At 63.1% G+C, this 14,421-nt stretch carries 12 protein-coding genes; 3 read left to right on the top strand and 9 right to left on the bottom strand.

Annotation, left to right across the window (positions count from 1 at the left end; all coding sequences use genetic code 11):
- Window positions 1-141: 141 nt before the first annotated feature.
- The 4 genes from ACFVBH_RS26935 to ACFVBH_RS26920 form a co-directional block, all read right to left on the bottom strand.
- Window positions 142-699, bottom strand: coding sequence for a hypothetical protein (locus ACFVBH_RS26935; protein ID WP_379005657.1), 558 nt, complete (start codon window positions 697-699; stop codon window positions 142-144).
- A 191-nt stretch (window positions 700-890) separates the two neighbouring features.
- A complete protein-coding gene (locus ACFVBH_RS26930) occupies window positions 891-1,919 on the bottom strand; it encodes a hypothetical protein (protein ID WP_379005655.1) in 1,029 nt (342 codons plus the stop codon).
- Between the two features lie 192 nt (window positions 1,920-2,111).
- The gene (locus ACFVBH_RS26925) at window positions 2,112-3,368 is read right to left on the bottom strand and encodes a cytochrome P450 (protein ID WP_379005653.1); all 1,257 of its coding nucleotides are present in this window, start codon (window positions 3,366-3,368) and stop codon (window positions 2,112-2,114) included.
- Window positions 3,365-4,540, bottom strand: coding sequence for a cytochrome P450 (locus ACFVBH_RS26920; protein WP_379005651.1), 1,176 nt, complete (start codon window positions 4,538-4,540; stop codon window positions 3,365-3,367). Before ACFVBH_RS26920 ends, ACFVBH_RS26925 begins: the two co-directional genes overlap by 4 nt.
- 465 nt (window positions 4,541-5,005) lie before the next feature.
- On the opposite strand from ACFVBH_RS26920, the gene ACFVBH_RS26915 reads away from it, so the two are divergent.
- Genes ACFVBH_RS26915 through ACFVBH_RS26905 form a run of 3 tightly spaced genes read left to right on the top strand, consistent with a single transcriptional unit; the run spans window position 5,006 to window position 7,953 of the window.
- Complete coding sequence (locus ACFVBH_RS26915) at window positions 5,006-5,347, top strand: tail fiber domain-containing protein (RefSeq protein ID WP_379005649.1); 342 nt, start codon at window positions 5,006-5,008, stop codon at window positions 5,345-5,347.
- A 12-nt stretch (window positions 5,348-5,359) separates the two neighbouring features.
- Entirely contained in the window at window positions 5,360-7,087 is a 1,728-nt protein-coding gene (locus tag ACFVBH_RS26910; RefSeq protein WP_379005646.1) for an amino acid adenylation domain-containing protein, read from the top strand.
- A complete protein-coding gene (locus ACFVBH_RS26905; protein WP_354987213.1) occupies window positions 7,078-7,953 on the top strand; it encodes an EamA family transporter in 876 nt (291 codons plus the stop codon). The genes ACFVBH_RS26910 and ACFVBH_RS26905 overlap by 10 nt, the downstream gene beginning before the upstream one ends.
- Before the next feature lie 47 nt (window positions 7,954-8,000).
- Here the strand turns inward: ACFVBH_RS26905 and ACFVBH_RS26900 are convergent, their stop codons facing one another.
- From ACFVBH_RS26900 to ACFVBH_RS26880, 5 genes are all read right to left on the bottom strand, one after another.
- The gene (locus tag ACFVBH_RS26900; RefSeq protein WP_379005644.1) at window positions 8,001-8,672 is read right to left on the bottom strand and encodes a DNA alkylation repair protein; all 672 of its coding nucleotides are present in this window, start codon (window positions 8,670-8,672) and stop codon (window positions 8,001-8,003) included.
- Between the two features lie 94 nt (window positions 8,673-8,766).
- Entirely contained in the window at window positions 8,767-10,128 is a 1,362-nt protein-coding gene (locus ACFVBH_RS26895) for an amidase family protein (protein WP_379005642.1), read from the bottom strand.
- A 113-nt stretch (window positions 10,129-10,241) separates the two neighbouring features.
- Entirely contained in the window at window positions 10,242-11,447 is a 1,206-nt protein-coding gene (locus tag ACFVBH_RS26890) for a histidine decarboxylase (protein ID WP_379005640.1), read from the bottom strand.
- 206 nt (window positions 11,448-11,653) lie between these two features.
- Window positions 11,654-12,946: a cytochrome P450 gene (locus ACFVBH_RS26885; protein WP_379005638.1), complete on the bottom strand. Its 1,293-nt coding sequence runs from the start codon at window positions 12,944-12,946 to the stop codon at window positions 11,654-11,656.
- Window position 12,947: 1 nt separating this feature from the next.
- Window positions 12,948-14,249, bottom strand: a complete 1,302-nt coding sequence (locus ACFVBH_RS26880) for a hypothetical protein (protein ID WP_379005636.1) — start codon at window positions 14,247-14,249, stop codon at window positions 12,948-12,950.
- Window positions 14,250-14,421 lie beyond the last annotated feature (172 nt).

Genomic DNA, 14,421 nt, shown 5'->3' with positions numbered 1-14,421 from the left:
GGGCGAGTGTAGGTGGCCACAACCATCTATCACCCGCGTCGAAAGCTCTCGTTGCTGGGAATACGAATTCAATGTCGCCGTGCCGGCAATGATTCTTGCCGGGGAATCGAACCGTCAGGGCAGTCGCGGCATGGACCGGGCTCACAAACCACCCCGCAGATAGCGTGAACGGTCGCCGATCAACCGCAATGCCTGTACGTGGACCTCTGCGGCATCCTCTGGTAGAATCGGCCAACCACGCAGGGCTACACAGCAATTCGTCATCGCGAGCATCGAGTGTTCGAGATTCCAGTCGCCGATGAGCCCGGTGAATCCACATGTGGGGCAGTCCGCTGACACCTCGACCCCGCTGTACAACCATTCGAACATGTCGAAGTCGTCGTTGCCGCTATCGCAGTGCGGGCATTGCAGCGGCCGCGACCATGCCCAGGCGCTTGCCCAGTCGAGCCCGAGCATGGGAGTGACGCGCTGTTGGGGAATCCCGGTGGCAGTGTTCATGTTCGCGATCGCCGAAGCCATCAGCACCGTCAATTCGAGCTCGTTCACCGCACGTCCGGCCTCGACCCGTCGGCCTGTGTCGAGTTCGCACTCCGACGGTGCAACCCTACAGCCGAGAAGGAACCGCACCGTATCCTGGACCCGATGCACGGCCTCTTGGTCGGTCAACCCAAGAGAAAAGTAGTACTGAATCGACACCACTCGTCGAATTCTCGTGCACCGCTACAGATTTCCCGCCACTGGAGGCTTTCGCGCGAAGTTACGCGTCCGCCGTCCGGACCGCCGACGCGGGCACGGGTGGTTCGGTGCGCTCGTGCACTCGAATGCCAGAGGCCGGACTCGATGGTTCATACTCGGGTCGGTGTGATCGAGCTGTCACGGTGCCGGTGTTGCTACCACTCCGCGCGCACCGGTAGTCCGAGTTCAGCAGCGACGTAAGAACAATCACCCGGCGGCTCGATGAATGTAAAGCAGCTCAACTGCCGTGGGTGGCCTACGCCCAGCACGTCCCGGAATGTCGCAACCGTCCGTTCCGCGACATCATGATGAGCAGGCGCGAGGTGTGTGTACTCGGTTGGATCGATCCAGTTCGAGCCTCGCACATCGGGCGCAAAGCGAGGCGCATACCACCAACCGATGTCGGTCATATGTGACCACACCTGTGACGATGTGTCGTGGTAGCTGTACAGCACCGCGTGCGAGGTCGAGACATCGCCTTTCGTCAGCTGCACCAGCCCCGAATTCACCATCTCGGGCGGTGAGCGCAGAACCAGAACTCCACCCGTCGGGAACGTCATCAGTGTCCATGTCAACCGGTCTGCGAAATCTTGCCAACCCGAGCACAGTTGAGTGGCGCACCGGGCGGTGGGCCTGTCCGGCAACGCAGTACAGAAGTCGCCCCACAGCCGATCGGGGAGTGGACCGGTCCTGTTCCACAGGCTGAAACGAAGCCGGTCAACGTCCATGCCGAGCCCGTCGCGCATCACCGAGCACAGCGAATCACGGAGCGCGACGACGCTGTCACGGGCGTCGCCCCGGCGGCATGTGCTGTGCCATTCACGAGGTATTTTCCGCAACGGCGTTCGTGCCTGGCCGGGGGTGGGCTCGGTCCATTCCCATGCGGGTGGTGGCCATTGCTGTCGGGCATTGTCCCCGGAACCGAGTTGCGCCACCGATTCACGCCAGATGCCGTCCGGTTGCGCCTGCAAGATCGAATGAAATCGCTCGCGCGCGGTTTGATCCGGGGGTGAGCCGACTGTCAGTGTCACCTCGGGACCGTTCGCCACGAACGAGACTTTGTGGTCGTTGAGACTGTCACGGATCTGCACGGTGCTCCCGCGCCATCCGCCGCGGTCGAAGGGCTCGGCGTCCCGCAACCAGGGCACATGCGCCAGCACCGCGCCCCACTCGGAGTCGGTCAACTCGGTGCCCCCTCAATCGGTGTCGGCGCTGAGCCAGTGGGTGGCCGTCCCGTGAGCGGGACATCACTCGGCCGTTACACCGTATTCAGCTGTCGATAGTCATCACCTCCCAGCGTTGGGAACTTCCGCTCCAGCGACATTCGCTTGGTCGGTGGGCACATCCGCCCACCGACCAACGTGTGGGTTCGTCTACTATCTCGGGTTCAGAGCCGGAGACGGACGAAATATCACGGGCAGCGTGGCCAACGCGCGATGAAAAGGTCCCGGACGCCAGACCAGCTCGTCGAGAGGCACCGCCAACCGCATCTCCGGCAGAGCATCGAAGAGCTGGTCGATGGCTTCTTGCGCGATGAGCACCGAGACGGTACGTGCCTGCATGGGACACGAATGTGGTCCCGCACTCCACGCCAGGTTCCAACCGTTGCGCGAGAACTGGCCGTTGTTCGTTTCGGGATCGTTGTTACAAGCGGCCATACTGATGATCACGGGTTGGTGAGCCGGCACCCACACCTTGTCGACCAAGACCGGTTGACGCGGGTATGACAAGCAGTAGTTCGCCAATGGTGGGTCCACTGCCAACACCTCGTCGATCGCGGCACCGGTCGTGGGCGCGAAGCCGTCACCATCGATGGCGAATCGACTGTCGCTCAACATCAGCAGCAGGGTGTTGGCAATCAGGTTTTGAGGTATCTCCACGCCTGCGGAGTAGTGGGTCACGAGCTGATGGATCATCTCCTGATCGCTCAGGCGGGCCGGATCTTCGATCAGACGCGTAGTGATGTCGTCGGCGGGTCTCGAGCGCTTGAGCCGAGACAACTCCAGCAACGCTTGATTGAGCATCGTGTTGACCGTGGCGGTGTCCACTCCTTCGAACATCGCCGCACTCGCGGCGGCTACCCGCTCACCGATGTGCGCGGGGCACCCGAGCATCGAATTGATGGTCGAAAAGACCAGCGGCAGAATGTACTCGGCGATAATGTCCGCTCGACCCCTGGTGCAGAAGGTATTGATCAATGGAATCGCGATCGGTTCGACCGCGGCACGGATCGTGTGCACGTTCAGACCGGCGAGCGCGTTGACTGTCGCGGTACGGTACCGGTCATGGTTCGCGCCGTCCGAGCGAAGCGCGTTGGGGCGCCACTCGACCATCGGCATGATCGCCAGCCCTTCGGGCATCTGTGCCTGCCAGGTTCGCGGGTCGGCTGGAAAACGCGCGGGATCGCTCAGAATGCGCACGGCGGTGTGGTACTTGATAACGAGGGTTGCCGGGACCCCCGGTGCGAGCTCGACCGGCACCAGGGAGCCGTACCTGCCCCGCATTCGCTGGTACACCCGATGCGGGTCCGCGGCGAACTCGGGTGTGTACAGCGCGATTCGGGGCCCCAGAGCCTCGACGGGTGCGTACGCGATTCCGGTTTCGACTGTGCTGTTCGTCTGCGGGTTGGTCACCGGGGTTCGGCTCCTGAGGGATCCGGCAATGGACGAGATGGCGGAAAGGTCACCGGGATCGCGACGGGAGCGCGGTGAAAGGGGCTCGCCTGCCACACCAGTTCCCCGGCCGGGATCGCCAGCTCTATCTCAGGAAGTGCGTCGAGCAGCTGATCCAGCGCTTCCTGCACGATGAGCGTGGCAACAGTGCGAGCCGGGCAGGCGTGCTCACCCGCGCCCCAGGCAAGATGAGATCGATTGCCGGTACGGTCCCCGCCGACGGCGGGGTCGTTGTTGCAGGCGGTCGGACTGACCAATACTGGTTGGTGCGCTGGGACCCATACATCGCCGACAATCTGTGGTTGGCGCGGAAAACGAGGACAGCCGTTCATCAGCGGGGGATCTGTGAACAGTACTTTGTCGATGGCATCACGGACCGACAGTGTTCCGCTGAGCAACTCGTCATGAAAATGTCCGTCTGTCGACATCAGAAGAAGCGTGTTCACTATCAGATTGCAGGTCGGTTCCGCCCCCATCATGTACAACTTCATGAGCTGTTCGACGATCTCCGCGTCCTCGAATCCGGCAGGATGCGTTACGAGGTTGGACGTCAGATCCGCGCCCGGACTGCGGCGCTTGGACAAGACGAGCGTGGCGAGCGTGTGCTCGAACGTTTCACCGTTCAGGTTCGCAGAGGAGGCGGACGTGGGCACGATCGGCAAGCGGTCCCGTGATTCCATCGGAAAACCCATCAGCTGATGCAAAACTCGCGTTGTCAACGGCCGGGCGTACTGCGCGAGAAGGTCCGCACCCCCCGTCTCGCAGAAGCTGTTGATCAGTGGGATCGCTGCCGATTCGACGGCTGCGCGCACCGCGTAAAGATCGATGCTCTCGATGCCGGCGGAGTACGCCGCACGTGCCCGAGCAGATTCCTCCATATTCGCCGCGGCCGTTCCCCAAACCATCATCGGCAGGGCTGGGCAATCGTTCGGTAGCAAGCTCTTCCATACGCGAGAATCTGCGGGGAAATGCTCGGAGTCGCTCAGCACGCGCAACGCCTCGCGATACCCGATCACCAATGTCGCCGGCACCGCTGCGGCGACCTCGACCCGAATCGCCGCGCCGTGGGCTCGCTGCATCTCGGCAAAGTGGCGATGCACGCCGGCAGCGAATTCGGCAGAATGCAACCTCACTCGATCACCCACCGTTCCTGTGCAGGGCAGGACAGCGTACAAGTGGTCGAGGGATTGTCGACGTCGATAAAGCATTGGAGCGCAACGGTTCAACTCCGGTACGAAGCACACGGCGATGGTAGTGATACAGCTGACGCCCGCCGTGTCACTGCTGGGAACACTGCCCCCACAGGTGGAAGCCGCGGGCTCGGCAACGCGGGCCGCCACATGTGAACGAAGAGCGCAGGGTCCGCCAGGGCCACGTGCACGACTATCGCCACCGTGGGGAAGAGTCCGCGTCGTCGTCGGGGCGACAATTGGCACTCATCATCAAAATTCGAACAAGGAGAAATTGATGAAAAGGGTTGCCTTCGGCTTCGCTACGGTCCTCGCGACCGGGGTCGCGTTGACCGTACTGAATTGCGGTAACGCGGCCGCCGCTCTGCTCAGTGACCGAACTGTGAAGCGCGACATCGTCACTGTGCGATGGGACCGTTGAGACAGTTCCGGGGATTCCGGCGGCCGCGCTGCGCCGACGCTGTCGCACAAGTCGCGGTCGCCGACGCGGTCAACGGTTACGACATTCTCGCCAAGGTGGTCGACTTGCCCATCAGCACATGGCGATACGAGTGGGAACCTCAGCAGGTGAACCATCTAGGCCCCATGGCGCAGGACTGGATGGCCGCTTTCGGGCTCGGAGACGACGAGAAGGTCATATACGGTGTCGATGCCGTCGGCGTGCTCCTGGTGTGTGTGCAGGCGCTACAACGTGACGTCGAGGCACTGCGTCGCGAACTCGAGCGACAACGCACGCCGAACGCCAGTTAGGTGTGATGGCCGGTGGACGAGGCCACCGGCCAACACACCCGCGACCAACGCTGGCGTCACCTGCCGAATCCCCCCACGCGAAACCCGCAGTTCGCAATGGCGGTGTCGTCGATTCACAGGCGTCCGAATCAACTCGGGGGAGTCAGGAACAACTCTATGCCTGCGGTTGACGCGGCGACGAGGACCTCACCCACATACCGCGAGTCCTGTAATGTAGCCGAACTCTTCGTACTCCAGGCGTCGGCTTCCCCGGACTTGGTCGCCGTCGTCGAGGGCGAGCACACATGTACATACGGCGAGCTCCTGTCCGCGGTGGAACACCTGGCGGACTACTTGGTTCACCGCGGCGTCGGACCCGAGGTCATCGTCGGGTGCTACATGGAACGGTCCCTGGCGAGCGTGGTCGGTGTCCTGGCAATACTGCGCGCCGGCGGCGCCTACCTGCTCTTGGACGCCCAACAACCTCCAGTGCGGCTCCGGCACATGACGCAGGATGCGAACCCTCTGCTCGTCCTGACCGAAACGAACGCTCCCGAGGTGCTCGATGACATCGAATGCGTTGCGCTGCAACAAATCTTGCACCAACCCCGGTATCCCTCGGCCAGGACGAGCACCGTCGGCCCTGACGTGCTCGCATACATCGCGTTCACCTCCGGGAGCACCGGTCGGCCTAAAGGCGTACTTATCACGAACTCCGCCTTGCGTAACCACGCCCAATGGTTCAGCAGACAATTCGCGTTGAAACCCGGTGACCGAATTCCGCTCATGGCCTCGCTGGTTTTCGACGTGGTCGCGGAAGAAATCTTCCCCGCGCTGATCTCGGGATGCACGTTGATCGTGTCCCGCAATCTCGACGACGTCCACGAACTCGGCCACGAGATCACCGCCCGCGGCTATACCGTGCTCAACCTGCCCGCGCCGCTGTGGCATCGCTGGGTTGACCACCTGCACGAGCACCACCAGCCGCTTCCTCGGTCCGTTCGACTGCTCGTCGTGGGAAGCGACAAGATACTGAGCGCCACCTTTCTTCGCTGGAAGGCCGTCGTCGGCGCGGACAACGCACAGTGGGTAGCCGCCTACGGCACCACGGAATCGACAATCACGACGGCCTGCTATTTCACCGCCTGGCAGGACGACCTGAGCAACGAACCCGTCATGCCGATCGGAACCGCCGTCGCCGGCGCCGAGATATATGTCGTGGACGAGGCAGGAGCACCGGCGGCACCGAACCAGGTAGGCGAACTCTGCATCGCGGGCCCGGGCCTGGCACGTGGCTATCACCGACTCCCCGAGCAGACCGCGCGACAATTCTGCCGGCTACACCACGACGGCGAACGCGGCCCGCGGGTCTACAAGACCGGAGACCTCGCTGTACGACGCGCGGACGGGGTCCTGGTGTGGAAAGGGCGTAGAGACAACCAGATCAAAGTGAACGGACTGCGCATCGAGCTCAACGAGATCGAAGAAATACTGCTGCGCTGTCCCGCGGTCCGCGAAGCGGTCGTGGTCCGCGCACATTCCGCAGGCGCCGACGGCATCCTGGTTGCCTATCTCGTTCCCGACCACGGTCAGCTTCTCGATGCGAGCGCTGTGGCGGCCTACCTTCACACGCGGCTTCCGGTACTGATGACACCCGCGAGGCTCGAGATTCTGCCGTCGCTACCCATCGGTGCGACCGGCAAGATCGACCGCAAGGCTCTGGAGACTCGCGCGAAAAGGCAACAGTCACAATGCAGATAGCGGCCTTTCTGGGTGTGGCCGCCGCGTGCGGATATGGCTTGGGCGACTTCTTCGGCGCCACGGCCACCAAACGCCTCGGTCCGGTCACTGCCGCACTGTATGTCCATGTCGTGTGCCTGGCAGCGGTATCGACCTGGTACTTGTTCGCGGTCGGCACGGTTCCCGAACTCGATACCGCCGCGATGGTGCAGGTTTTCGGTGGCAGCACCGCGATCGCCGTCGGGGGCGTCTGTCTGTACAGGGCTTTCGATATCGGACCGGTGGCACTGGTGAGCCCTCTCGGGGCGATGTACCCGCTGGTCATCGTTCTCATCGGCGTCACGACGCTCGATGCACACCTCACGCTGACCCACGTCTCGGCGGTCGGACTCATCCTGTCAGGCGTGGTTATCGCCGCGGAGATCCAGCGTTCGTCCACCTCCGGGCTAAGATTCGGTGCGGGCCCAGTTCTTGCCTTGACGACCGCGGTGTTGTGGGGAGGAGGCTATGCGTTACTCGACAGTGCAGTGGAGACCAGCGGGTGGGAGGCAGTGGTTCTGGTCGAAGTCTGCACGGTGACACTGATACTCGGCGCAATCGCCTTCTACGTTCGCATCGAGAGCGGTCGCCCAGCGACCGGTGGGGCCGCGGCGCTGCTCACACCGTCCGTTATTGCTGCGGGCCTGCTACAGGTTGTCGCGGACGCCGCCATCGTCCTCGGGCTTTCATACGACTCGGCCGCCGGTGCGGTAGTAACGTCCGCGTCCGCGTGCTACCCGGCGATCACTATGATGCTGGCAATACGCTACTTTCACGAAACGGTCCGGACCCCACAACTATTGGGAGCATTGCTTGCTGTCGCGGGCGTGACGGTCCTGCTGGTCTGACTGGTTACCGAGTCGTCGATGACCAAGCCATCCGTGGGGAGTGACTACTATCGGGCCGTCGGCTTCTCCGTCGCATAGCGCAGCGTGGCGCGCTGCATCCAAGCGCCGTGAGTGGTCATGAATTTGGTCAAAGCCGGTGGGTCGAGGAGGCCGGCATACTTGAGTGCTATGCCGACCGGCTTGGAAACGAGCGGGTCCGTGTCCGACAGCAGGACCTCCGCGAGCGCGAACAGGTCACCGACTTGGTCCGCGGTCCCGTACCGAGCCCAGTAGAGCGGTGCGGTGATAGCGGTCCGCCGCTCGTAGGGATTCGAAGACCTCGCCAGCGTGAACAGCGGATCTCGCGGTTTGTCCAACAGAAATCGTCCGATCACACGCGGCGCGGCGCGATCCACCATGTCCCAGGAGTTGATCCCGTCATGTCGTTGTAGGTATTTCATATACAGTTCGTGGCGGGTGTTTTCGGTAATCCGGGCAGAACGTGCCTTGAAGTCGAGGATGCACACACCACACAGGCGTGCCTCGTATTCGGGACGAATCAGGAGAGCATCGACCTCGTTGAGTGGCATAGAAACGCTACTCTTCGCCGTGTCGAAGGTCGTCTTCATACGAACGCCGATGACGGGGTCATCGTGCGGAAAATGACGGCGGATCTTGACCTGTTCGTCAGCGCTGGCGTGCGCCCGCAACGTCGTCAGAACCGCACCCGCAGTATCCATACGGCAGGCTACCTCCGTCCCTGTCCCATGCCGTGCGCTCGAGGCCACCAGCGCACGGTGAGATGCAATCTGTACGTGGGCGCTCCGCCGCCGCCTACAGCGGCGGTGGCTGATAAGCACCGGTGAGTTCGGCAAGCAACTCCGCGAAGGTGATGGCCGTGTCGTCCTCATGCATCGGACCGATGATCTGCACTGCGGCAGGCAAACCCGCCGCAGTGTGTCCGACCGGAGCGACCACCGTTGGCAGACCCGCGAGAGAGGGCTGCGAGATCCAGAAGGTCTGCTCGAAGTACGAGCGACTACCGATCGTTCGTTCTTCCATCGGAAGATCGTCGAGCGGGATCGCCGCCGTGAAGTTCACCGGGCACACCAGGACGTCGATATCCGCGAAATGGCGGTCCCAGGCGGCGCGGGCGGCCATACGGACCTGCTCGTGCTGCACGAGATCCCCCAGGGAGCCGGTACCCGTCTGGAACGCCAGAAATGCTTCGAGGTGACCGCCGAACGCGCGATAGACCGCAGCCGGGTCGATCCCGGGCGGCCAACCGTGCACGATGGTCGCTCCTGCTGTCCCGAGCCGCTCGACCAGGACCGACAACGGCTCAGCGAGATCATCATTGACCGGACAGCCGGGATCATCCAGTACGACTCCCACCCGAAAATCCGCGAGGCGCTCACGACGAGATGGGGCCAGACTCCACCGGTAGGCATGGGCGGCTGAACCTTCAGGACCCGCCGTCACTCGCAGCGCGAGTCGAAGGTCACTCGCGGAGCGCGCCATCGGACCTACAGAAATCGGATAGCTCAACTCACTGATCGGTCCGGTGGGCCCCGGCAGGCCGAAGCCCGACAGCGGCGTGGTCCCAACAGTTGGCCTGAGTCCATACACCCCACAGAACGCTGCTGGGATCCGAATCGAGCCGGCCACGTCGGAGCCGTACTCCAGAAAACTCAGCCCGGCAGCCACCGCGGCGGCGGAGCCCCCCGAAGACCCACCGGGGGAGCGTGTTCGATCCCACGGATTCGCCGTCACTCCGTACACCTCGTTCGCGCATTGGCCGAAGTCGCCCAGCATGAAAGCGAGGTTGGTGTTGCCGACCAGAATCGCCCCCGCAGCCCGCAGTCGTGCTACCACAGCCGAGTCCGCGTCGACCACAGCGTTGGCGAAGGCGGGATTGCCCCAACTGCTGGGCAGTCCGGCGGCATGGAAGCATTCTTTGACCGTGACTGGAACACCATGCAGGGGTCCCGCTGTCCGGCCGCGTGCACGCATCTCATCCGACGCCGCCGCTTCCCGCAGAGCTTGCTCGGCACGCGTATTGGCCACGGCGTTCACCAGCGGATTCACCTGCTCCATCCGAGCGAGCACCTGTTGCACGAGCTCGACCGAGGACACCGCGCCCGCCGCCAGCAGGTCGGATACCTGGCCGGCCGAGGTCGTGGACAATTCGATCAATGGACTACTCCCACTAGTGAAATCGGCAACAGCGCTCGTGCGTGTTGCCGGACGAGCGGAACGCTCAACCGCGGTGCGGCGAATGACCGTATCGCCCGGACCTGGCGATACGGTCACACAGCAGTGTGATGATCGACCCTGTACGGGTCGGCACCCGTGCCGCGCAGACGCGCGCGGGACTTCGCGAGATCGTCGCACAACTCGTCGATGACCTCCGAGGTGATGTGCGGTAGCGCGACGATGTGCGCCACGTCCGCTTCGGTCGCGAGGTGGTACTTGCGGCAGATCCATTCAGCCGGTCGATCGAATACGACGATGATCGAGTTCGGGTTGACCAGCGTTCGTAGTCCGAGGTCGACCAATCGATCCGAAATGTACTGGGCACGCTTCAACGCGCTGTGCGCTGTGCGCTCCAACCCAATTGCTCCTCGGACCGCCATCGCATACCAGATCAGCGATGCCGCCAGCCCGCTACGTGAACAGCTCAGTGTGGAATCGGTGATTCCGATGTACTCGCTGACCGGGGGAGCCTGAACGAACTCCGTGCGGCACAACGCTACCGCGCACGGCACGGGCATTCCCAATAGCTTGTGCATGCTCATGCCGAGACTGCCGACAGCGGGATGGGCGAAGCCCCATGAGGACGCTTGTTCGGTGAACGGCAGGATCAATCCGCTCAAGGCGGCATCCAGATGAACGTACACCCGCCCCGCGGATCCGGCGGCTTCGACAACCGCCGCGACGTCGTCGATCGCACCCGTCATGGTCGTGCCGGCATTCGCCACCACCACCGCGCCCCGACCGCGGTCTTTTCGACATTCGCGCTCCAGAGCAGCGACGTCCATGCGTCCCAGCTGGTCGGCGGGAAGAATCGCCAGCTCCCGGCGCATCAACCTGACATTCTTGACGACCGAGTAATGCGTCGCGGAGCTGCAGAACACCCTGGCGTCAGGCAAGTAGGTACAGCCGCGATCGAGCCCGAATTGGTTCGCCTCGCTCCCACCGCTCGCAACGTAGCCAAAAGTCGCTTCTGCCTGTGCGTTTGCGAGCTCAGCGGTGGCTTCGACGACCGCGCGCTCCATTGCCTTGGAACTGATTCCGGATTTCTCGTCACTGCCCGGGTCGCCGACATTGTTCGTGAGTATGTCCAGCAGACCGCCGAACCTGCTGTAGCTGAAGTCGAGATTTCCGGGAAAACCCAGGACATAGGGTGACTCCGTGCGCATTCCAGCAATGAACGAGTCCAACTGCTCAGCGACAAGGACGGGCGGTTGCGGATTTCTTCCGATTCGGTAGCGATCGATAGCCGAGACCGTCACGCGTACCTCCGTCGCAAGTTTTCAGGGAGGTTGCGAACCGCATCCCCGAGTATTTCTTCACAGAGGCTAGACCCGAACAACATTCAGGAATCGGGTAACGACCGCCACTACTGGGAAGTCCCTGACCGGTCGGCCGTGCCGACATGCGAGGCACGGACTCGCGCAGCGTGAGCCTGTGACCGCCGATTCCCGCATGCCGTCTTGTTCTAAACCTCTTCCACAACCATGCGGAGCCGCAAAGGCGTCAGAGTCGCCAGGGCACTCCCTCGCGCTTTGCCACGTGGCGTGAGCCGATACCGTGATGCGATCCGCGTAGCCACGATGGCTATTTCCAGTAGCGCGAAGCCTTCTCCGATGCAATTGTGGGGCCCCGCCCCGAACGCCAGGAACGAGTGTCTGCTGCCGTCGACCATGCGGCCGGGCAGCCATCGGTCCGGGTCGAAAGACACAGCCGCAGGGAAGTTGTCCGGATGGCGGTGGATAGCATATGGACTGAACAGTATGTGCACGTCTGCGGGGAACGCGTAGGCGCCGACGCGCACCGGCCGTACCGTCCGACGCGAAATCAACCACGGTGGTGGGTACAGGCGTAGTGTCTCGCGCGCCACACGATAGGCGTATTCGAGACCGCTCGAACCGGATTCGGTTCGTAGCCGATCTCCGACTTCGGGGTGTGTGGCCAGGGCATGCCAGAGCCATCCCAGCGCGTTGCCTGTCGTCTCTGTGCCGGCGAACAGGACATTGACCAGTTCGTCACGGAGTTGATCATCGCTCGGTCGACTTCCGGAACTGTCCGCGCCCGCAGTTCGAAGAACACCCAGCAAGTCGCGCCGGTCGTCCCGCACAGGAGGCCGGCTCTGAACCATGGTCATCACGATCTGACGCAGCCGTGCGTTCGCCGCACGAAAGCGACGGTTTGCGGGAATCGGCAGTCGCTCGAGCGCGGGCGAGGAGACCAATGCGCGCCACGCCACGCCACGCATCACGGTCGGTAGGTCGCGTTGAATGACGGCAATCGCCGCCGGATCAAGCTCGGCCGAGCACATTGCCCCGGTCACGATCGACAACGACAGTTTGCGCATCTCGTCATCGATCAGCACCTCCTGACCGACCCGCCACCGGTCAACCAACCGGTCAGTCTCCCGCCGAATCAGCGCCGCGTAGCTGTCGAACATGCCCCGCTGGAACGCCGGCTGCATGGCTCGCCTGCGATCGCGGTGGGCGACACCACAACTGGTGGACACGGACTCACCCAGAAGAATGCGCAGCTTCTCATACTGAATTCCCTTGCCGAAGGAAGCGACGTCATCGACCAGCACCCTGCGTACCAACGCTGGATCATTGATGAGAAACGCGTCCGTGCCGGCCAACGACACCGCCGCCACCGGCCCCACCCGCGACGCAGCGGTCACAAAGGCGAGCCGATCGTGCAGCAGAGCGGGCAGGTGACCCACGACGGGCAGGCGCCAAGGCGCGTCGGGCACTGTGGCAGCGAGCATTTCAGATCGCATAGTCGCCTGCCAACGAATCGTAGCGGTGCCGGTACAGCTCCTCGTGAAAGACGACGAAGCGTCTGGTCAATTCGATGATCCGGCGATCTCTGAGCCGCCGGGCGAGCATTGTCAGCTGGTGTTCGAGCCTCCTGTGCTGCATCGCGTACAGGTCGCCGTAGTAGTCCAGGTCATCGAGTAGCGCGCAGAGCCCGTCGTCCAGCCCGCCGCGCCGCTCGAGATCGTGCAGGCACAGGTTGAACTCACCGTTGAGCAGGTCCTTCCGGAATCGATTGAAGGCCGGGTCGTCGGCTGCGGCACGCACCAGCGCTGCCACGTCCGGGCACTCATCCGCGTGACGAGCACGAAGCTTCGCGAACAACGCGAGCCGCCGGTCGGGGGACATCAGCAGCAGGGGAGTCCCGATATCGTTCTGGAGCCGGACCAGCAGGGCGGCCGAGTCGAAAGCGTCCACCAGCGAACCATCTTCGATCGCCTCGACATATTCGCGATCGAGGTCGCCCATCTCCCCGAACACGGCGCCAAAGTAGCCCAGGGTCGGCGTCACGAGGATGGCGTTCGCGCCGAGCCGGGTGCGTTCCGGACGAGTAGCCGAGATACCGTCGTTGATCTGCTCGACGGCCTCGTACCGACACAAAGTCCTCTCTCGAACCAGCTGCTCACCGCGGGTACCCGCGATAGCGGTCAGTACGTCTCGGCTCGCCTCGAGGTTGGCTACCAACCCTGACCAGACCGAGCGCTCGAGTGCGCGCCGGGCGCTGTGCCGCCCTGTCGCGGTGCAGAAGTCTCCGACCACACGCGCATGTGCGGACGGGGCCAAACTCTGATCGAAAGCCGAGATCTGATCACACAGGGTGCGAACATCTGCGAGGAGCACAGCGGCAGGCACGCTCGTCGGCTTTCGAAGGTCTGCCATGGCGATCGTGTTGAACTCGCGCAACAACTTTCGTAGGCACGAGGTTCCTTCGGATTCGGGCGCGGCCTGTCCGATACCCAGATTGTCGGAGACTACTTCGAAGATCTGATAGAGGTTGACGGGCGTCGCGAGGCGAACCAGTGCGTCCCAGTCATGAGCCCCCTCGAGGCCGACGAACATTGCCGCGGTGAGGTTTCCCAGCTGTGTCATGCCGATGATGCGGTCGAACACCGCGCCCCTCGGATTCCTTGCCGACAGTGCCCAGGAATAGAATTGGCGATAGGTCGGATCCGGGAGGTATCTGGCCAGTCGTCCTCTCAGCGCATCGCGTGTAACCCTTGTCGCGTCGGAGCGGTAGTGGGCAATGGTACTCATAGGGAGCTCCGGAATCGCGAGTGGCGTGCGCACGACGCACCGGCACAGCAGAGACCTTTGCCGCGCTCGTCTCGGCGCGCAACCGACCGTAACGGCTTGTCTTGCAGCCAAAGCTGCGATTATTCCCATGGGTGGGAATAATCGCTGGCTCCGAAACTGCTGAGGTTTCGTC

Source organism: Nocardia sp. NPDC057668, from assembly GCF_042799795.1.
In the GTDB taxonomy this organism is placed as follows: domain Bacteria; phylum Actinomycetota; class Actinomycetes; order Mycobacteriales; family Mycobacteriaceae; genus Nocardia.
This window is presented reverse-complemented; position numbering and strand designations above follow the sequence as displayed.